Below are 18883 nucleotides of genomic sequence, written 5' to 3'. Positions count from 1 at the left end.
CACGTTCCCAAGCATTTCCGCTCCTGGCACTTTTGAGACATGCTGACGGACTTAGAAAATGTCTGCTTACCGGGGTAGACCGGAAGTGATCGCGAGACGGTCAAAACGGCACTTTAACCCATTTCGGACATGGCCATAGCCGGGCATCGGCGCACATATCTGCTATTTTACCAATTCGATTTCCCCGAGCCCTGACCGAGATCGCACATGTCGAACCATTGCCCGCACGCCGGGCATTTCATGTGGTGGTCGGCCTCTGTCCTAGCGATGCCGTTGACGTCCCGACCCGGTTTCGTCATCTGCAACGCCTATGACCTCGTACTCAAAGACGACGCCTTCGGGATCGTTCACCACGAACCACCCATCGGCAAGGTCCGAGTTTGCAAACACCTTGAGATGGTCACGGTCGCCGACCTGTTTCTTTGTATCGACGTAAATCCAGACCGTTTTCATCGATCTCGCGCCAGCTTGCGGCGTCCCCAGTGGGGTTCCTTGCGAGATGGGTTAAACTCGCGAACGTGGCCGCGGTTCAATGCTTTCATGACGCCGATCCGGGCAAACATCGTCGGGCCTCCCAGTTCGACCACCAACATCAACGCCGCAATCGCGGCCTGCCATTCCGGCTCTGCGGCGTCCGTGATGTAGGTTGCCGCGTCATGCAACGTGACCAGCGTTCGCCCGTCGGGTAACTGGATCGGGTCGTCGAAATCGCGCTGCCAGCCGCGATCGGTCACGCGGCGGCCTTGTCCTCGTTGTCGGCTCTTCAACGCATCATCAGGCAACGTCCGCTTTCGTTTCATGCTACGGCGCGCGCATCCAGCACCTGGTGTTCGTTTCAGCGTGTTCTTCGCGCTTAGTAAGGCATTAGCTCGGAAGCTTTTGTCCCGGCCAGGCTGTGGAAATTCTTGCAATGACCTATGACCGTACCGGCGGCATGACGCTCGGTCGACGGTGAGTACGACGACAGCATGGTGGTTGCAGTAGTGAGAACGCAACGACTGCAATTGCAGATATGATCGGATGCTTCATGGGAAACCTCCGGGAAGCGCTCGATCACGTTTGGATGACCGTTATGACCGCAAAACCGCATCTCCGGTCTGGTGACGAGAGACGTCGCATTCTGGTCCACAGGCAAACCCATCGATCATGCGGCGCTGGCAATGTCCTCGGCGCCGCGTGCCACTACCTTCATCGCTTCGTTCGGCAGCGGCCGTTGCAGCGCCCAAGCTTCATCCCACGGCGCGCGCATCCACACGTCGCCAAAGCGTTCCCTACCTCAACCTAAGCTCAATTATTCAAATCGCACTCCGACGCGATAATCTCTGCGCCATACAACGCGACACGAAAGTTTCAATCGGTCATCCGGCACGATGAGTGTGAACTCGTCGGGAATGCGGATCAAATCGGAAAACTCTAGCGCTGCGCCGGTGCTTGATATATCGCGGACAACGCAGGGATACTTGTCGCCGCCATAATCGATCTTGGCAGCTTTCATGACCCGAATGCGCGGCGCAACCCGAGTTTCGACCACTGTAATATCCCTAATTCAAATACCGCCTCTGATAGCGGGAACGTGTTAAATGGTTACTACGCGCGGAACCTTTGTGCGTATATTTACGGCGAACGGGGTTCAAATTGGCGCCCGCCCCGCCGAACAATCATCAATCCATCGTCCGGTAGCGGTCTTTGCAGTGCCCTCGCTTCGTCCCATGGCGCTCGCATCCAGACCTCGCGTTCTTCATCGGTCGTCAGGATCACGGGCATCGCCTTCGGATGGATCGGCTCGACGATCGCGTTTGGCGAGGTCGTCAAGAACCCGTAGACGAGGTGCGGCCCGGGGATCGGTGCCACGACCGCCCTTGAACTCGGTCCAGATGCCGGCGAAGGCGAAAAGCGGCCGATCCTCATTCAGCGCGAACCAAACGACGTCTTAGGTCCGGTTTACCTTCGGCAACAGACATTCGCGGCTGCGCGTTGGATGTCCGTCTTGTGCCCAAAAGCGGAAGTCGACGCGGCTTGCCCTCAACGGCGGGGCTGGTCAACTTCTGCGCAAAGCCTCAGCCGTGCCTGACGCCAGTGGCAAGCCGGACGATTTCATTAATCTCGGAGGCGTAACGTCCTGGATAAAATCTCTTAGTGCCTCGGTATCGAACGGCTTACGCAGTATTCTTAAATTTGGGGCAGCTGCTTTTGCCGCATCGCTGTAACCCGTCGTAAGGGCCACAGGCAAATTGGGGTACCGCGATCGGATTTCTCTCGCGAGCCCGACGCCGTCGATGGTCCCGGGCATGACGATATCGCTGAAGACGAGATCGATCTTCGTACCGGCTTCAAGCAGTTTTAGCGCCGCTTCGGCCGAATCTCGATAGATAGTCTCATAGCCCAGGTGCTCGAACAGCGAGGATGTTACTTCCGCCACCTCAGCGCTGTCGTCGACAACGAGAACCGTCTGCCGTTGCGAATACCGTGCTTTTGTTTTAGCTGAGTTGCAGGTGATCTGCTCGTCCGCACAATAAGGCAAGTACACCGTAATCGTTGTTCCTTGTCCGACCTTGCTGTCGGCCGTCACCGTTCCGCCGGCCTGGTGTGCAAAACCATAAACCTGCGACAAACCGAGCCCGGTTCCCTTACCAACCTCTTTGGTTGTGAAGAATGGATCGAACATCCTGGACAGAAGATTTGGCGGAATACCAGTGCCCGTATCGCTAAACGCTATCGCAAAGAAGGCTCCTCCGAGGCGATTATCGCCGATTTCATGATCTACTGTCACCTCGTTGACGGATAGCGTGAACGTACCGCCGTCCGGCATTGCGTCGCGAGCATTAACGGCGATATTGACAATCGCTAGTTCTAGTTCGGCGAGGTCCACCTTAATCGGCCAAACATCCTCACCAATATTTTGGTTGTACACAATATTCCCGCGCAGCGAACTTTCGATCATGGTCCGCATGTTTTTTATGGAAGCATTCAAATCAACGACCGTCGGGCTAAGATGCTGATGACGAGAGAATGTCAGCAATTGGCGCGTGAGACTTTCTCCACGTTTGGCCGCGGTCTGTATGGCTTCGATTGCTTTTGGCAATTTCGGATCAAGTAGGCGTGCAAAGATCTGAGCGCTACCTCCAATGATCATCAATAGATTGTTGAAGTCGTGTGCAATCCCGCCAGTCAGTTTACCGATTGCCTCCATTTTCTGCGACATCGCGAGCTGCTCGCGTGCCTGGACCAGTTTCTCCTCCGCGTCGCGTCGCTCGGTTGCGTCCCGGAGTATATTGATAAAACCGATCAGATTTCCTGCGTTGTCACAACTCGAAAAGACCGAGCCGGTGATGAAGAACGGCGTGCCATTTTTTCTGATACGCCAACCCTCAACTTCGTGCTTGCCTCTTTGGATTGCCAACTCTAATGCACGGTTTGGAGAGCCAGCACGGCGCTCATCCGGTCGATAAAATATCCCAAAATGCTTGCCGATAATTTCTTCCGGGACGTACCCCATGATTTTTTGTGCGGAGCTATTCCAACTTGTAACATGCCCTTCTTTATCGAGCGCAAAAATTGCATAGTCGACAACACCTTCGATCAGCGTTTGGAAGTGACGTCTAATGCTGTCGAGCGCCACATTTTTTCGATCAATCTGACTGTTCAATTGTTCCTGCATCGAAAGCAAATTGGCTTCGGTGTTTTGGCGTGTCGCAATTGCTGCAGCTAAAGCAAGAGGTGCCACTGATACGCTGATCGAAAGCACGAGTAGCGATAACAGGGCTCCATTCAGATCCGTTTTCGGAAATGGATCGTTGCCCACCGAGAAACCCCACACGGCCATTCCGAAGAAAAGGAGCGCGGACGTAGCGGCATTGCATCGACTGCCGCGAAAACCAGCCCACATCAACGGTAGTAAAACCAGAAAGCCAAGAAGGCTCCGGTACGGCAGCAGCACGTTGAGGTCATCGCTTATGAGGTCGCTGCCGATGAGTGGGCTGTAAGCGACGATCCCGATGGTGCTCACGAGAATGGAGACCGCGACCGATTCCAACAGATGCCATTTGGAAGACCTACGCAAAGGCATCGTCGCCCAGAGCACGATGACCGGAGCAATCACTAAGGTCCCAGCCGCATCTGCAAGCCACCAGGTTAACCAGGTGACGAAAGAATCGGAAAGACTTAGTTTATTGGCGAGAATGAATCCTGCAAAGACGACGGTTGAGCTAATCATCGTGGTCGGCGCAAAGGAAATGATTGCAAACTTTGCCACAGTAGAGGGGGCACCAAACGTCTGGTGTCCGTTGGACCAGCGATTGATCAGCCATGTCCCTGCAACCGCAGCGAGGAGAGTACCGATCCCGACGGAGCCAAACTCCAAGACTGATTGGCTGGCCATGAGGTGAGAAACGGACCCCACTAAAATCGCGGGCCAAATGCGATATCCGCGCAGCAGGACGAGCGCGAGCGCGAACCCGGTTGGTGGCCACAACGGTGTCGCGGCCGGACCAATCGCAGGCAGTAAACGTGCCGACTCGGCAAAGCCAATGTAAATCGCGGCGACTATTAAAAGCTCAACCAGGTAAGTTCCAGCACTCCGAGCGCTGCCAAAAGCGAAAACCTTGGCTAGACCAAACCTTGCCCTTTCCATCACGAGCCTTTGCGGTGGGGACCTCAAAAATGCGGTGGGGACCTAGGCCGCCGTCCAATGTCACCCGAAAGGGGGCGGTCGCATTTCCACTACGTCAACGTACCCGCCAAACACGCAATGCAGATTTGACCAAAGCATGGCCGCACGATGGTGTGTGCAGGGCCGCTTGGCAAGGAACTCGTGGCCTCGGACAACACCATTGACCTAATAGCGGCCGCGCGTCGGCGAGATCATCAGCAATCATTTTCTAAGCTGATGCAAAGGGATCAGCTTTCGCTGTCGCTCTAATGACAGCTTTGGGTCAATCGCGTCGTTTTGGTCGCGGCCGACTACTTCCGGTCTTCCTTTGGAAACGGACGTCGTCAGGGCCGGTCGCCATGTCTCAAAGGTGCCATTAAGAGACAATGCCTTGGCAGTCATATGGACCCAGGGGGACACATCTTGCATGCATGTTAATCCAGCTGGACTTTCGTCCACTCGGAGCGCTTGAGCCCTTGCGCGACAGGGACACCAGGCTTGGCCCAAACTACCTCGTGGCCGCCTCCGTCGGGGTCAGTGAAGCTAAGAAGGAGGAGCGAGCCCATGTCTGTAACGGCTCCATCGCTTACGCCCTCGGCAACGAGGCGCCGCCGTACTTCCCGGAACGCTTCCTCGCTTGCGGCATTGAGCGCAAAGTGGTCGAGGCGCCCGCGCTTGAACATGGGCTGGTGGCCAGGAGGTTCAATTCCAGGGACCTGAAATGGGTGAAGGACAGTGTGCGGACCTACTTCGATGAAGGCGTGGCGCAGCCCCTCCTCCTCGAGATCGACCGTGACGCGCGCTCCGAAGATACGTTCGTAGAAACAGATCAATCGGTTCATGTCGGCGGTGATAAACGTCAGGTGATGTATGTCGTTGAGCAACTGCATGTCCTACCTCCGGCTTGGCAATAGCGGAACAAGTTGATGTCTGAAATACCCGGGCAGAGCGGACATGCTCTGCCCAGCCTCCAATAGCCGGTTTGTGCCAATAGCATCCGATCGATGAGAGATTGACCGGTTCAACCGGAGCTATTTCTTCCTCCCTGGCATGAAGCTCGGCTGCCAGGTCGCGGTCTTTTGGCTGGGCGCCGCGGCGATGACCTTGACCTTTTCTTTCTTGGGCTTCTTGGCTTCGCGGTTGCCTCGTTGCTGGCTTTTGGCCATGGCAGTCTCCTCCTGTTTTTCGAGATGATTGAATTCGTCTGACAACAGGACCTGCCCGCGCGGGGTGCAGATCCTCACGTCGATGTAGCCCCTTTCTTGCACGAACTGCCTGGTCTTCTTCAGCGCGGCCGCCGCCGTGACGCGGCCGAGATTTTCGCGGGCCCCTTCATGGTTTCCACTGACCAAGGTAATTTCAGTTTAGGCATGGAGGCCGGCCACCGCGATGACCACGATCGCAAGCAGCAGCGGGATGATGACGGGCGGTACGATCCACTCGGCCAGGCGAAATTGCCGCAAAGGAATGCTCCTGCGCTTTGCGGCGGGAGCGCGCGCGGCCCTCAGTCACCGGTGGATGCCGTGGGAAATGCGGTGATGGCCGACCCTGCGCTGATGTTCCAGCAATAGCGAGCGCCAAAACTTGCCGAGGATTGGCTGAAGCTTGCGCAAGAGGCGGAACGGGGCGCCAGGTTTGGGCAGATGGAATGATCCGGCTTACGTCGCGGAAATTTACAAGCCAAGTTTGCACCTTGATGTGGTGGACGACGGTCTCTTCTCGATAAGATGGAGATCGAGGCGACGATTTCTTTCGACTGGCTTGCAAGGCCTGTCGTCAGGGGAAATCGCGATGACCGTCAAAGAGCTCATAGTTCGACTGCAGGCGCTTCCCAACCAGGATGCGCTTGTAATTATTGCAAGCGGCAATGCAAACGAGTGGTTGGTAGCCACTGGCATCATTGAGCGCGGTATTTCGCCGTCACCTGCAAACCCGGATTTTGTCGTACCAGGCAACGATCCTGGCGTGGAAATTATCTAGCGGCTTCTCCTACCAAACGAAAATCAATTCACGCCGGTAAGGCAGCCCTGATTAACTTGTCAGTGCTCGCACGGCATGGGTGTTTGTCACTCATGTTGACCCTTTTACCGGCGGCGAGGACCGGGAACTTCCATGTGCAGGAACACACCCTGATGATTTTGCGTTATCGATATGATTGTGAGGCGATCATGCGTCTTCTTTCAAGCATCGCGATTGTGATGATCTCGGCGTGGACGGGGATACAGGTCAACCCTGCTGCAGCACAGACCTTCGAAGACAGATGGTCCATCATTCCGAAGGCAAAGGCAGAGCAGTCTCCCGAGGCCGACGAACACATTAAGCCGGATCCGCAAACGCAATCTCAAACTGGAGCAGAGCCAACGCGTGGTTCGGAAGATCGCTCAGAAATTCGATCCTTCAAGCGAGCCTTCTCCGGCAAGGCCTCATACTATTCGTATCGGACGGGAAAAACAGCGAGCGGTTCCTCGTTCAACCGGAATTTGCCAACTGCAGCCCACCGCAGCCTGCCGTTCGGCACGAGAGTCCGCGTGACCGATCTTGCGACCAGCAAGTCCGTAATAGTTATCATCACCGACCGCGGACCGAGGGTTCCCGGCCGCATGCTCGACCTTTCGCTCGGCGCGGCGCGAACCTTGGGGATTACGGACCGTGGCGTGGTCCACGTTCGCGCTGAGGTGATTTAATGTGTCTGCTAAATCCCACAGGGGATTCTCGTAGCCGCAGCAGGGAATAAGAATTAGGAGCATGCGCCGCGGGCGCGTTGTCCCTCGATAGCGACCTCCAGAGAGCGCGCCGCGGCCTTGTATGACCTGTTGATGCTATCGACGCTTGACGGGGCGGTTATGCGAGACTGGCCTGTGGCAGAATTGGCGGGGCGTGGCAGAGAACCTTGGCCAGCCGCCTCAGGTTTTATGCAGTTGCTGTCAGTAGCACTTCGTCTCTGACGCCGCTCAACCCCCGCAGCCGGAACCGATCAAGCCGGAGAATGCGCTTCATGTGCGCAAATCGCATCTCGACCTTCTTGCGCTCACGGCGGGACTGCTGGAAGGCTTCCGTATCGGCCAAGGCGCGGACACGATCTCGCACAGCTTCGTTTAGGTCGCGGGTGATTTTGCGCGCAGTCGCGGTCGTGCACTTTGGCTTCAGTGAACACTGCGAGCAGTCGCTCTTGCTGGCCCTGTAATAAACGATGTGGCCTTGATCGATATTGCCCGTGCTGGTCAGTTCCGCACCGCCTGGGCAAATATAGATGTTACGCTGTTGATCGAAGACGAAGTCGGCCCGGCTGAAGGTGCCATCTGTACGTGCAGACTTGTCCCACACAGGTACGTGCGGTGCGATGTTGCGATCCACCAGCCATTTGAGCAGCCTGACCGCGCCATAGACCGTGTCGCCCGCGAGCCGCTGGGGCCGCAGATCGAAGCGGCGTTCAACACGGTCCACCATGGTCTGGGTGATGGCAATCTCCACGGCTCGGTTCGCCCGAGTGCCCACCGCATCGATGATGATGCCGGCCTTGTTGTCGATCAGGTAGTTCGCATCATAGGCAAAGAATGGGTCCAGGCCTGGCCTCGCAACCCACGTCGCTTGCGGATCGGTAAGCGAGACTTCCTTTGGAGGCTTGTGTCGGTCGCTGCCTTTGCCTGAACCGCCAGCATCTCTACTGCCGTCCTCATCGCCGCGGGCGGTATCGAGGGCGGCGAGGTACTCGCGAACTGCATGAGATGCCTCCTCTATCTTCGGCCATGCGATCGGCTGGTCGCCGGGCATCCGCTTCTTATCCACATCCGCTTTGATCAGGCTCGCATCGATCGAGAACGCTTCGCCCCCAACCAGCCCGGTCGCAATGCACATTGCCACGACACCCTCGAAGACCCGACGCAGAGCGTCGCTCTCCCGGAAGCGTTCATGCCGCGCACGGGAGAAGACAGAATGATCAGGTATCCTGTCCTCAATGCCGAGCTTGCAGAACCACCTGTAGGCCAAGTTGACCTGGACTTCAGTGCATAGCCGGCGCTCCGAGCGGAGCGCAAACACGTAGCCAACGATCAGCATCCGGATCATCAGCACCGGGTCAATCGAGGGCCGCCCCGTGTGCGAGTAATATGGCGCCAGCTCCTTGTGCACCCAGCTTAGATCGAGCAGACCGTCGATCTGCCGCACCAGATGATCGGGCGGAACCACCTTGTCGAGATCAAACGAATAGAAAAACTGTCCTTGTCCATCTTCCCGCCGCCCCATCATGCGCCGCTCCCGCTAGTGCCCTCTCCACCAACGGAATCACGGTTCGCGAGTCGTCTCAACGGGAGTTTTGCAACACAATCCCCCGGTGAACGGACATTCTCACGATAGGCGGGCATGTCTGAGAGGTGCCAGGAGCGGGCATTCAGTTCGCTCTCGCGGATGGGCTAGCTCCGCTCGCGGGGGCCCTGCGGCGGCTGAGGATTGTTGGCGGGATTGGTATCGTACTTGGATACTCGCGTGATGAGCCCGCTAGTGGCGAGCGGCTGCAAGTCCGCCTCCAGCGCGTCAGCAATCTCCTTGGCATAGACCTCCCGGTCGTCCATGTAGACTGTAAAGGATCTCAAATACTTTTCCTTCTTCGCCGGATTTTCGATCGTCGCCTTCGTCCACTGGTAGAGCGGATAGTTTTCGACGCCGTGCTCTTCTGCTGCGGCGAGATACTCCGCAAAGGCGTCGAACTGGCATTTCAGCGCAGCGCGATGCTCGGCGAGGATATCGAACAGCGGCGCCAGTGCCGGAACACGGAGTTTTCGGCGTACCGATTCCGCCGTGGCAGAATCGTTCAGATCGAACCTAACCTGGTACTGCCACTGAGAAGTCACGCTAGTCTCGCATTCTGTCGCACCCGATTTGTCCCTTTCCGATCGCAAGGCGCTACCGGTTCCCCACGAGCAGGTCCGGCACGCGTGTGTCAAAAGCTGGCCGCCATGTCAGGCCGACCGTTTCGTTAGTAGCTCCTCTTTTTGGCGAGGCGCTTGTTGAACGAACAAAGATCGATCACGATTCGTTGGTGGGTTCCGCTGCGCGATGCCTTATTGAAGTCCGGTTCGCCCTCAATTGCCGTCATTGGCGAGCAGCGCAGCGAACGACGCGAAGGGCCAACAGCGGACATTGCAGCCGTGAACGCGCCGCCGGCCGTAACCTTGCGGTATTTCACGGGTTGGGTCGAACCTCGCGCGGCGGTATTAGGGTCGGAAGGTCAACCCAATGGCCGGGCAGATGACGTGCCATCGAGGAAAGATCGGGATATAGTGCTGGTGCTCAAGGCCACACCAAAAGAATAGGTGGCCGCAATGCAGTCGATTGCGCAGTGGCTCCATGCACTCGGTTTCGAGCAATACGCGCAGCGTTTTGCCGAAAATGAAATTGATGTCTCGGTACTCCCCCATCTGACTGACCAAGATCTCAAGGATATCGGAATTCCGCTCGGGCACCGGCGGAAAATCCTTGCGGCCATCGGCGAGCCCACGTCCGCGGCGCAGGCCGCATTCGAACCCTCTGCTGCTTTAATGCCGTCGAAAACCTCGGACGCCGCGGAACGCCGCCAGCTCACGGTCATGTTCGTCGACCTCGTCGGCTCCACCGCCTTGTCCGGGCGGCTTGACCCTGAGGAGTTGCGCGACATCATTGGCGCCTATCACCGCCGGTGCGCCGAGGTGATCACCAGCTCGGGTGGCTTTGTTGCAAAATATCTCGGTGACGGGGTAATGGCCTATTTCGGGTACCCGAAGGCGCACGAGGAGGATGCCGAACAGGCTGTTCGCGCCGGCCTTGCTCTGATTGAGGGCGTGACCAGGCTCAATGCTGGTGGGACGTCCTCGCTGCAGGTGCGTGTCGGTATCGCCACCGGCCTTGTCGTCGTCGGCGATCTGCTCGGTGAAGGCGCGGCCCAGGAACAAGCGGTCATTGGTGAGACCCCTAATCTCGCGGCACGGCTTCAGGGGCTTGCCGAACCGAACACGGTCGTCATCGCGGACAATACGCGCCGCCTGCTCGGCGGCCTGTTCGACTATCGCGATCTCGGCCCATTGGCGATCGCGGGCATGGACCATCCGGTGCAGGTCTGGCGGGTCCTGGGCGCGGGCCAGGTCGGCAGCCGATTCGAGGCGCTGCGCGCCGCCAGCACGCCGCTGATCGGTCGCGAGGAAGAGATCGCATTGCTGACGCGGCGCTGGGAGCGAGCCAAGGCCGGCGACGGTTCCGTGGTCCTGATCGTCGGCGAGCCGGGCATCGGCAAGTCGCGCATCGCACAAACCCTACTGGAGCAGGTGCGGAACGAGCCGCACACGCGGTTGCGATATTTCTGCTCGCCGCATCATCAGCACAGTGCGCTTTATCCCAGCATCACCCAGCTCGAGCAGGCGGCCGGATTTCGGCGCGAGGATACGGCCGGGACCCGCTTGGACAAGCTTGTGGCCGTGCTGGCTCTGGCCAACCAGGAGCTGGGCGAAGCTGTTCCTCTATTGGCAGACTTGCTGTCGATACCGGCCGGCGGCCGCTACCCGCCGCTCAATCTCACGCCGCAGAAGCGCAAGGAGAAAACACTTCAGATGCAGGTGGCGCAGATCGAGGGACTTGCGGCGCAACAGCCACTGCTGATGCTATGGGAAGACATCCACTGGAGCGATCCCACGACGCTAGAGTCGCTGGATCTTCTGATCGATCGGGCCGCGACGCTGCGGCTCCTGATGGTTCTGACGTTTCGGCCAGAGTTCACGCCGCCCTGGGTCGGCCGTCCGCACGTGACATTGCTCAATCTCAACCGCTTGTCCCCTCGGCACCGCGCCGAGATGATCGCGCGCGTCACCGGAGGCAAGACATTGCCGAGGGAAATTGCCGATCAGATCATTGATCGCACCGATGGCGTGCCGCTATTCATCGAGGAGCTGACCAAGTCCGTCATCGAGAGCGGATCGATGACCGATGCCGGAGACCATTACTCTATGGCCGGCCCGGTGGTTCCTTTGGCGATCCCCACGACGCTTCAGGCCTCGCTTCTGGCCCGGCTCGATCGATTGGCGCCAACCCGAGAAGTAGCGCAGATCGCGGCGACCCTAGGGCGTCAGTTTTCCCACGAGCTGATCAGTGCCGTGGCCAAGATGTCGCAACCGCGGCTAGAGAGCGCCTTGGAGCAGCTCATACGGGCCGAGCTGGTGTTCCGACGCGGGACGCCGCCGGATGCCACGTACACCTTTAAGCACGCGCTGGTGCAGGATGCCGCCTACAGCACGTTGCTGCGCCCGCAACGGCAGCAACTGCATGGCCGAATTGCCACCACGCTGGAACGCCAGTTTCCAGAGATTGCAGGGGCCCAGCCCGAACTTCTCGCACGGCATTGTGCCATGGCTGGCCTCGTTGAGAAGGCCATCGAGTACTGGGATAAGGCTGGGCGCCTGGCCGTCCAACGTTCGACGATGGCCGAAGCCGCTGCGCATTTTGGCAAGGCAATCAAGCTGCTCGTCAGCCTGCCGAAAAGTCCGGAGCGGCAATCCGACGAACTTTCGCTTCGGCTCGCCCTCGCTGGGGCGCTGACAGCGGCCAAGGGATGGGCATCGCCCGAGGCCCGTGAAGCGTATGCCCGCGCCCGCGAGCTGTGCCGCGAGGCCCTGGCGGGTCCCCAGGCCGCGATTGCCCTGAACGGCGCCCACTCGGTCTTGCACAATCACGCCGAGATCCGCGCCGCTCATCAGGTCGCGGAAGAGTTTGCCGCGCTTTCCGACGGCCGAAACGACCGGGACACCAAGCTGATAACGCACAAGTGCCTGGGCGTCAGCCATCTGTTTCTCGGTGAATTCAGCCGTGCGCTCCACCATCTGCAGCAGGCACTCAACTTCTATGATCCGGCTGAGCACCGACCTCCGAAGTTAACCCCCCACGATCAGCGCGTTGCCTCCGAGAGCTTCGTTGCCTGGACACTTCTGCTGTTAGGACAACAGGATCACGCACTCGCGCAAAGCCGAAGCGCGCTGGCTTGGGCACGCGAGCTGTCGCAGCCTTATACATTGGCATTCGCCTTGCACATCAGCTGTCTCTTTCACCAACTGTGCGGCGATGAGGCAATCCTTAAGGAACGAGCCGAGGAGCTGGTGGCGCTCGCCAGCGAGCAAGAATTTCCTCACTTCGTTGGATCGGGCACGTGTTTCCAAGGATGGGCCATGCTCGCGATGGGAGGATCCATCGACGAGGGCATCAGCAGGATGCGGTGGGGGCTGACGACGAAGCGGGCGACGGGTGCCGAGATCAAGGTGCCTTACTATCTTGGTCTTCTGGCGGAGGCGCACAGGCGAGCGGACCGGATCGCCGACGGGATCAGCCTGTTGAGTGACGCGCTGGCGCTGGTCGAGCGCACCGACGAGCGCTGGTACGAGGCGGAGCTGTGTCGGCTCATGGCCGAGGCGCTGATCACCAAGTCGGATGGACTCTATGCTGAAGGCTGGCTGTGCCGCGCACTTGAAACAGCGCAGAAACAGGGCGCGAGGCTTTGGGAATTGCGCGCCGCCACCAGCATGGCCCGCCTCTGGCGCGATCAAGGCAAGGGCACCAACGCGCGCGACCTGCTCGCGCCGATCTACGGCGGCTTCACCGAAGGCTTCGATACTTGCGACCTCAAAGAAGCCGCCGCGCTGCTTGCTGAGTTGGCCTAGAAAAGCCTATTGGTGAGGTCTGCGACTTCTGCTCCGGGTCAAAAGGCGAAGTCGCACCCGGTCTGCGCCACTTCCGTTCTGCCTACGATAGTGTTGAAAAAGTCCATTTTGGCTGACGAACGAAATTTTCTACGACCACTGATGCATTTCGCATTGGGCGACGTCAGGGACCTCATCGTTTTGCACAAAAACGACCACGGACCTTCTTATCGGCCCTACAGGGGTGTTCACCTGCTGGACTGGCGCGGCGGTTGGGAAGTACCTGCCGTGTGTTCGCCCAAGCGACGGCCGGCTTCAGCAGCTTCGTCGAGCTTCGACGCGACACCTCGCGACGAGTCGTACCATCGACGGACAATCTCGGCTGCGGTCTCTCGTCCACCGAGCCCGAAGGCCAGACCGAGCGCGAGAGCTGCTGCGCCGACGACAGCCGTGAACAGCGTGTTGACCAACGTCTGTGCAACACCGATCTGGTTCACGGCGATGACGATGGCGAAGGCCCACACCATGACCTTTGAAATATTGGCGAGGAGGTCGGGATTGCCCAGGTCGGCCTGTGCCGTGGCACCTCGGACCAAGTTACCCAGGGCATTCGCCGCCAAGCCACCGATGACGAGAACGACGATTCCGACGATAAGGTTGGGAATCCACAACAGGAGTTGTCGCAGCACGTCCGAAACAGTCGGTAGACCCAAAGCGTCGAACGCAACCACAAGCGCGATCAGCCTGATGAACCATTTCGTCGTGAGGGCAATCGCTCCCGAGGCATCAGTCTCCAGCCCCATGTTATGAACGAAGCCGGTGAACCCCGATTGCGTGGATAGTTCGTTGAAGCGGACTCGCCGAAGCACCGCCGCGATTGCGCTTGCCACTAAGGCCGCGACGAACCAGCCGATAATTAGGATCGCGGCAAATGCAAGGATCTTGGGAATGGCGGTGAAGAATATGGCCATCGCGGCCGCAAGGGATGTGAGCAAAGCCTCGCTCCAATCCCGAATGCTCGTAAGCGTCGTATTCATGGTGACTTCCTCCCGGTGAGGGCGCGGACGGCTTCGTCCCGTCCAGCGCGCGGAACTCACAAAGTCAACATCGTGGACAGCGGAAAGGTTCTGACACTTGCAGTCCTAAGACAGAACTTTGGGGGTGAGACGGGGATTTTGCAGCTGCGAAGGCGGCACCGATCCCATCCCGGCGAGCAGCCGGACCATGGATCGCGTGCCGGTGGCGTGCGCCCCGGCGATGGACGACTGGAGCGAGTCGTTTCGCGAATGCTGCCGCGGAAAGGCGTCACTCTGGGCGTGATGCGGATCGGCGTGCATGCCGAGCCCGCCATCGTCGGAAATTTCGGCGGCGGACGATTCTTCGAATATGCGACCCATGACGATACCATCACCGTCGCGGCGCGTCTCGAAGCCGCCAACAAGCGGCTCGGCACGCGCATCTGCACGAGTGCGACGATCGCAAAGGCCGGAGATTTCCGCGGCAGGCCGGTCGGCGACCTCGTCCTGAGGGGCAAGTCCGAAGCGCTGCGCGCCTTCGAGCCGCTGCGCATCGACGACGATGCCGCCCTGAAAAGTTACCTCGACGCGTTCGCCAAGCTTGAAGCCAAGGACCGCGCGCGATCGCCGCCTTCGCGGCGCATGTAGGCCAGCATCCGGATGACGCATTCGCCAGCTTCCACCTCAAGCGGCTGTTGAATGGCGCCAGCGGAGTTCGGATCGCGATGGATTACGCGCCTGGTTAGAACCGGTCGCCGAGGCCCTGATGGAATGCAACCCCGTTAGCTCGGCATCCGCTGGCGTCGTGTGAAAGCGCTCACATTGAGCGTGGAAACTCGGCTCGAACGGGCCTCCAGCCGTGCCCCAGTGTGGCTTCAACCCAGTCCGCAGGGGGCACAAGCGGCGGTTCCCGCTTGGCAAATCTTGGTCCGGTTCATCTTGGACAGCAGACGTTAGAGACGAGATCGCAGGTAGTGGCTGCGTAGCCTCGTCAGACCCGCGGACAACCAGCAGACCTTGCATTTACGAATCCCTGAACTTTGTTAGCAGCCGGATCGGAAGACGTGGTCTTCGGCAGGAGCCATTTCGATGCGGATGACGAAGGAACGGCAGCCCGCTATGAGGACGCTGCGGGGCTGGGCCGTCTCCGTGTTGCAGGAAGCCGGACCGATCCGCGAATGCGAGGAGCATGGCTGGATGCAGGCCCGCGCTGATCCCCATGCCCAAGAGCGCGCTCTCGTCATCGCCCGTCAGGATCCGCCGTCCGGCGTCTCTCTGGAGGCGGCCGTCGCTGAAGTTCGGGACGCCTGGACTCGCTCGGCGACACCTGCCCGGAAGCGTCTGCCAGCCTGATTGCGCTTGCTGCGATCGGCAGACGATCGGCGATTGCGATGGAATGTTCTTCTTGAAAGTCCGTGAGGTCGGTCGGATACTGGAGCAGGCCTTGCCACCAGCAATCCCGGGAGGACGATCATGCCGATCCAGATCGTGATGGACCGCAGCGGCGACCGCCGTCACCCCTTCAATTCGGATGACGCACAAGAACTGGCGAAGGCGGAGCAGCGGTTCTACGAGCTCACCAATGCCGGCTTCACCGCGGCCGTTAGGACGGGTCCGGGTCAGATCTCGCACCTACGATCGTTCGACCCCACTGCGGAAGAAACTGTCTTCTTCCCCAGGCTGGTCGGCGGGTAACGGCCCGGCCATGTTCGGCCTTCGACTGTGGCGGCCGGGCGGCCGCTCCCGCATAAGCGCGACGCGAGCCCTGTTCATCAGGCACGGCGCCGAAGGCACGCCGGAGGGCCGCTCGCTGCGGCTCTTGCGAGAATGGCTGTCGCCGGCGCAGCGAGAGCAGTTCGCCAGGAAGGGCTACTTTGAGGTCGTCGGAAGCGACAGCGGAAAGCGGTACAGGATCCACGCCGGGGCCTCGGTGAATGTGTGCGAGATCGACAAAAGAGGTCGCCTGCAGGAGGGGCTGTGTTTCATGCCGATCGGCGCTCTGCCGATCGGAGACGTCATGCTTGCCCAGAAGATCACGCTGGAGACATGCGAGGGCCAGGCGCGCGCCGTGGCCAGGAGGTTCACTCCGAACAGTTTCCATTTCAGGCAAAGCCGACCTCTCGGCTGAGAACACAAATCGGCGTCGTTGCTGTGGCGGAGCCGCTCTATGCCGACTTACGCTGGTATTTGACGGTGGGTTTCTTCGCGGTCGCTTCCTTTGCTGGCTTCTTGCTGGCGATCGGTAGCAGCATCTCCTTCTGTCCGACGGACGCCTTCTTGGGCTTCTTCGCGGGCTTGGACGCCTGCTCCGAACCCACGCTCCGGCGCAACGCCTGCATTAGATCGACCACATTGCCAGCGGCCGGCCGCTCCTTCGGGGTGATCGGCTTGCCGGCGCGCTTCCGATTGATGAGGTCAATCAGGGCCGTTTCCGAGATTGAACGCATGCGGAGTCAGGTCTCACGCCAGAGGAAGGAAATCCTTCAACTCCAAAGAGCAGGAATCCCGACCGCATCTGCCGAAGCGCTGATCGGAAGGATGCTGGCGAAGATTGATGATCTTTGTGTCCAAAGAGATGAACTGAACAGAAACCAGCCTGGTCCGACTAAGGGAAAGTCTTGGGCGGCCGGAGGTCCCCATCACAGGGTCACATGGGCACGCCACAAGAGCAGCAGGGCTGTAGACGAGATGCGCAGCGCTTTTCCCGACAGCAATTGGGCGATGATGGAGCGGTCCAACAATGCTTGCAGCAGAACAGGACCAGACTGAGCAAGAGCTGCCAAAAAGTATTTGCCAGCCACGGCATGTGAGGCCCTTTGTTCTGGCGCTTAACGCGGCTCGTTGCAACGCGTTGAAAATGGGTAAGGCCGTTTTCCCGACAACAGTGAAGCCGGGCGCCGCTCCTGGCCGGCTGAGGCGATGTTGGCCGAATGAGTACGGGGCCGAGTAGAGAATCGGGTCCGTCAATGTTCAGCTCAGTCATCGATGTGAGCTAAGGGTCAGTTGCGTCGGCTTAGCGATGTCGGGACCACTTCCGTTCCTCTCCCAATAGCGACCGCGGCGCGGAACTGCGGCTCGACAGCGTGCCTGATTGGCAGGCGATCAGCGCGCGCACCTGGAATGCACGGCATGCGGCTCCGTCGACACGCGGATTGCGGCGAGGCGATCAACTTCAATACGGCGTTCGCTGATTGCGCGCCCGAGCCCGTCCGAGGGGCTAGGGTCCAGCTGGACGTCGGAAGTGAAATCGCGTCATGACCCAAGCCGAACAACGCTTGAGCCATAGTATCTCCGCTCCAACTAGCGGGCCGAATCTCCGTTTGCGGTCGCCGCGACAGCGGCCGGGAGCGGGGTGCGAACCAGGGACGTGGTCTCCAGGAGATGCACGACGGTTGCCAGAACTTTTCGTCTCCCGCCGGACACCCGCTTTCTTCCTGCGGCGCACACAATTCTCCGCGGGCGCCGCTTCGATTGACGAATTTGCCACGCCCATCAGTCGAGCGATTTCTCGAGCTGTTGTGCCGCCCGAGCCTTGCAAAGGGCTCGGACAGCATGGGCTCGGAAATAGTGAAAAGCGTCCGACATGCGGATCCAACGTCCGTCGGGGATTTTGGTTCTTCCGCCCGCCCCTCCAGGAACCCCTCGGAGATCACCTGGTTGAAAAGGCATGACAAGAATTCTCTACGAAAGCGCCAACGGTGACGTCTGGCGGCTGGTCCGCGATCCGCAATCGGGTGTCGCGATGGTGGAGCACAAGCCCAATGCCAGCTCCGGGGGACGTACGTCCCTGATCGAAATCGGAAAATTCCTTCGAGCTGGCGCCAACGGCCCCGAACACCAGGCTCTACTCCAGTTGATCGGCACCCTGGTCAACGACTGACGAGCGTCAGGAAGGCCGACTGGCCGCCGACTGCATTGGCGGTCTGCGCGCGAGGGTCGAGTTCGACACCCTGCGATTGAGGATTTCGATGCCGTGACGGGAGCGTGGTTTCTATTCGTACTCGCGATGGACAGTCTGTGCCGCACCATCAGCACCTCGGACATGTACGCATTCGTGTTGACGCGCCCGCTGATCGGCAAGCTGGCGTTTATTCAAGAGCTGGTCCAACGCGAGCGGTCGGCGTTACCGCCGCTCCGGCGGCGGGGTAGGGGACAGTCGCCCAGGTGACGTTCCCTTGAAACAAAGCCGGTCTAATCGCATTGTAGCACATCACCAGCAATGGTCAGCCAAAGACGCGGGTGGAGATAGTGTGTGCTCCCGGTATGATACAGGAGGTGCGCATGTGCGATTTGTGCCGCGAGCTGGACTATAAGATCGAAGCGTGTCGGACATTAGAAAACTCAACCGATGACAAGCTAACGCGCGAAGCTCTCGCTGACCTCATCAGGGAATACGAGGAAGACAAAGCCAGGCTCCATCCACACCAGTCGGAGGAGGCATGGCGCAGTTAAGTTGCTTCGCAGTGTTCAATCCTGCGCAAGCCTTATGCTCGACCGATTGAGCGGCGAGTTGCAAAAGATGGCTCTGCGCTAACTAACCGGCACGCCGTCCGTAATGTCCGTATTGAACG

At 59.3% G+C, this 18883-nt stretch carries 18 protein-coding genes and 4 pseudogenes; 11 read left to right on the top strand and 11 right to left on the bottom strand.

Going from position 1 to position 18883, the window contains the following annotated elements:
• Window positions 1–261: 261 nt before the first annotated feature.
• The 7 genes and pseudogenes from V1288_RS32085 to V1288_RS32050 form a co-directional block, all read right to left on the bottom strand.
• On the bottom strand, window positions 262–453 hold the full coding sequence (locus tag V1288_RS32085) for a hypothetical protein (RefSeq protein WP_334360822.1): 192 nt from the start codon (window positions 451–453) through the stop codon (window positions 262–264).
• A complete protein-coding gene (locus V1288_RS32080) occupies window positions 450–800 on the bottom strand; it encodes a hypothetical protein (RefSeq protein ID WP_334360821.1) in 351 nt (116 codons plus the stop codon). Before V1288_RS32080 ends, V1288_RS32085 begins: the two co-directional genes overlap by 4 nt.
• Before the next feature lie 491 nt (window positions 801–1291).
• Window positions 1292–1531, bottom strand: a complete 240-nt coding sequence (locus V1288_RS32070) for a PilZ domain-containing protein (RefSeq protein WP_334360820.1) — start codon at window positions 1529–1531, stop codon at window positions 1292–1294.
• A gap of 83 nt (window positions 1532–1614) precedes the next feature.
• A pseudogene (locus V1288_RS32065) lies at window positions 1615–1930 on the bottom strand (SOS response-associated peptidase family protein); the annotation flags it as partial.
• Window positions 1931–2038: 108 nt separating this feature from the next.
• Window positions 2039–4630: an MASE1 domain-containing protein gene (locus tag V1288_RS32060; protein ID WP_334361458.1), complete on the bottom strand. Its 2592-nt coding sequence runs from the start codon at window positions 4628–4630 to the stop codon at window positions 2039–2041.
• Between the two features lie 452 nt (window positions 4631–5082).
• The gene (locus tag V1288_RS34200) at window positions 5083–5490 is read right to left on the bottom strand and encodes a VOC family protein (RefSeq protein WP_442893999.1); all 408 of its coding nucleotides are present in this window, start codon (window positions 5488–5490) and stop codon (window positions 5083–5085) included.
• 189 nt (window positions 5491–5679) lie between these two features.
• On the bottom strand, window positions 5680–6000 hold the full coding sequence (locus V1288_RS32050) for a hypothetical protein (protein WP_334360818.1): 321 nt from the start codon (window positions 5998–6000) through the stop codon (window positions 5680–5682).
• 439 nt (window positions 6001–6439) lie between these two features.
• On the opposite strand from V1288_RS32050, the gene V1288_RS32045 reads away from it, so the two are divergent.
• Window positions 6440–6628 carry a hypothetical protein gene (locus V1288_RS32045; protein ID WP_334360817.1) on the top strand — a complete coding sequence of 63 codons (189 nt, stop codon included), beginning with the start codon at window positions 6440–6442 and terminating at the stop codon, window positions 6626–6628.
• Between the two features lie 134 nt (window positions 6629–6762).
• On the top strand, window positions 6763–7332 hold the full coding sequence (locus tag V1288_RS32040) for a septal ring lytic transglycosylase RlpA family protein (RefSeq protein ID WP_334360816.1): 570 nt from the start codon (window positions 6763–6765) through the stop codon (window positions 7330–7332).
• A 229-nt stretch (window positions 7333–7561) separates the two neighbouring features.
• Here the strand turns inward: V1288_RS32040 and V1288_RS32035 are convergent.
• Both V1288_RS32035 and V1288_RS32030 read right to left on the bottom strand, forming a co-directional pair.
• Window positions 7562–8893, bottom strand: a pseudogene (locus tag V1288_RS32035) (IS1182 family transposase); the annotation flags it as partial.
• A 164-nt stretch (window positions 8894–9057) separates the two neighbouring features.
• A complete protein-coding gene (locus V1288_RS32030) occupies window positions 9058–9495 on the bottom strand; it encodes a hypothetical protein (protein ID WP_334360814.1) in 438 nt (145 codons plus the stop codon).
• 156 nt (window positions 9496–9651) lie between these two features.
• Here V1288_RS32030 and V1288_RS32025 point away from each other — a divergent pair, with 156 nt between their 5' ends.
• Window positions 9652–9957: a hypothetical protein gene (locus V1288_RS32025; RefSeq protein WP_334360813.1), complete on the top strand. Its 306-nt coding sequence runs from the start codon at window positions 9652–9654 to the stop codon at window positions 9955–9957.
• Window positions 9958–9966: 9 nt separating this feature from the next.
• On the top strand, window positions 9967–13317 hold the full coding sequence (locus V1288_RS32020) for an adenylate/guanylate cyclase domain-containing protein (protein ID WP_334360812.1): 3351 nt from the start codon (window positions 9967–9969) through the stop codon (window positions 13315–13317).
• Window positions 13318–13544: 227 nt separating this feature from the next.
• Here the strand turns inward: V1288_RS32020 and V1288_RS32015 are convergent, their stop codons facing one another.
• Window positions 13545–14333: a mechanosensitive ion channel family protein gene (locus V1288_RS32015; RefSeq protein WP_334360811.1), complete on the bottom strand. Its 789-nt coding sequence runs from the start codon at window positions 14331–14333 to the stop codon at window positions 13545–13547.
• A gap of 249 nt (window positions 14334–14582) precedes the next feature.
• On the opposite strand from V1288_RS32015, the gene V1288_RS32010 reads away from it, so the two are divergent.
• The 4 genes and pseudogenes from V1288_RS32010 to V1288_RS31995 all read left to right on the top strand — a co-directional run bounded on the left by V1288_RS32010 (window position 14583) and on the right by V1288_RS31995 (window position 16440).
• Window positions 14583–14960 carry an adenylate/guanylate cyclase domain-containing protein gene (locus V1288_RS32010; protein ID WP_334360810.1) on the top strand — a complete coding sequence of 126 codons (378 nt, stop codon included), beginning with the start codon at window positions 14583–14585 and terminating at the stop codon, window positions 14958–14960.
• Between the two features lie 441 nt (window positions 14961–15401).
• Window positions 15402–15721, top strand: a pseudogene (locus tag V1288_RS32005) (hypothetical protein).
• Between the two features lie 64 nt (window positions 15722–15785).
• Window positions 15786–16007: a hypothetical protein gene (locus tag V1288_RS32000; protein WP_334360809.1), complete on the top strand. Its 222-nt coding sequence runs from the start codon at window positions 15786–15788 to the stop codon at window positions 16005–16007.
• A gap of 10 nt (window positions 16008–16017) precedes the next feature.
• The gene (locus V1288_RS31995; protein ID WP_334360808.1) at window positions 16018–16440 is read left to right on the top strand and encodes a hypothetical protein; all 423 of its coding nucleotides are present in this window, start codon (window positions 16018–16020) and stop codon (window positions 16438–16440) included.
• Between the two features lie 37 nt (window positions 16441–16477).
• On the opposite strand, the pseudogene V1288_RS31990 reads toward V1288_RS31995, so the two are convergent.
• A pseudogene (locus V1288_RS31990) lies at window positions 16478–16744 on the bottom strand (Ku protein); the annotation flags it as partial.
• A gap of 186 nt (window positions 16745–16930) precedes the next feature.
• Here V1288_RS31990 and V1288_RS31985 point away from each other — a divergent pair.
• The 3 genes from V1288_RS31985 (at window position 16931) to V1288_RS34195 (ending at window position 18480) form a co-directional block, all read left to right on the top strand.
• Window positions 16931–17122 carry a hypothetical protein gene (locus tag V1288_RS31985; protein WP_334360807.1) on the top strand — a complete coding sequence of 64 codons (192 nt, stop codon included), beginning with the start codon at window positions 16931–16933 and terminating at the stop codon, window positions 17120–17122.
• An 857-nt stretch (window positions 17123–17979) separates the two neighbouring features.
• A complete protein-coding gene (locus V1288_RS31980; RefSeq protein WP_334360806.1) occupies window positions 17980–18192 on the top strand; it encodes a hypothetical protein in 213 nt (70 codons plus the stop codon).
• A 30-nt stretch (window positions 18193–18222) separates the two neighbouring features.
• The gene (locus V1288_RS34195; RefSeq protein ID WP_442893998.1) at window positions 18223–18480 is read left to right on the top strand and encodes a putative zinc-binding metallopeptidase; all 258 of its coding nucleotides are present in this window, start codon (window positions 18223–18225) and stop codon (window positions 18478–18480) included.
• Window positions 18481–18883 lie beyond the last annotated feature (403 nt).

The organism is Bradyrhizobium sp. AZCC 2176, from assembly GCF_036924645.1.
GTDB lineage: Bacteria > Pseudomonadota > Alphaproteobacteria > Rhizobiales > Xanthobacteraceae > Bradyrhizobium.
Note: the sequence above shows the minus strand (reverse complement) of the source record. Positions and strands in the feature narration are given on the sequence as shown.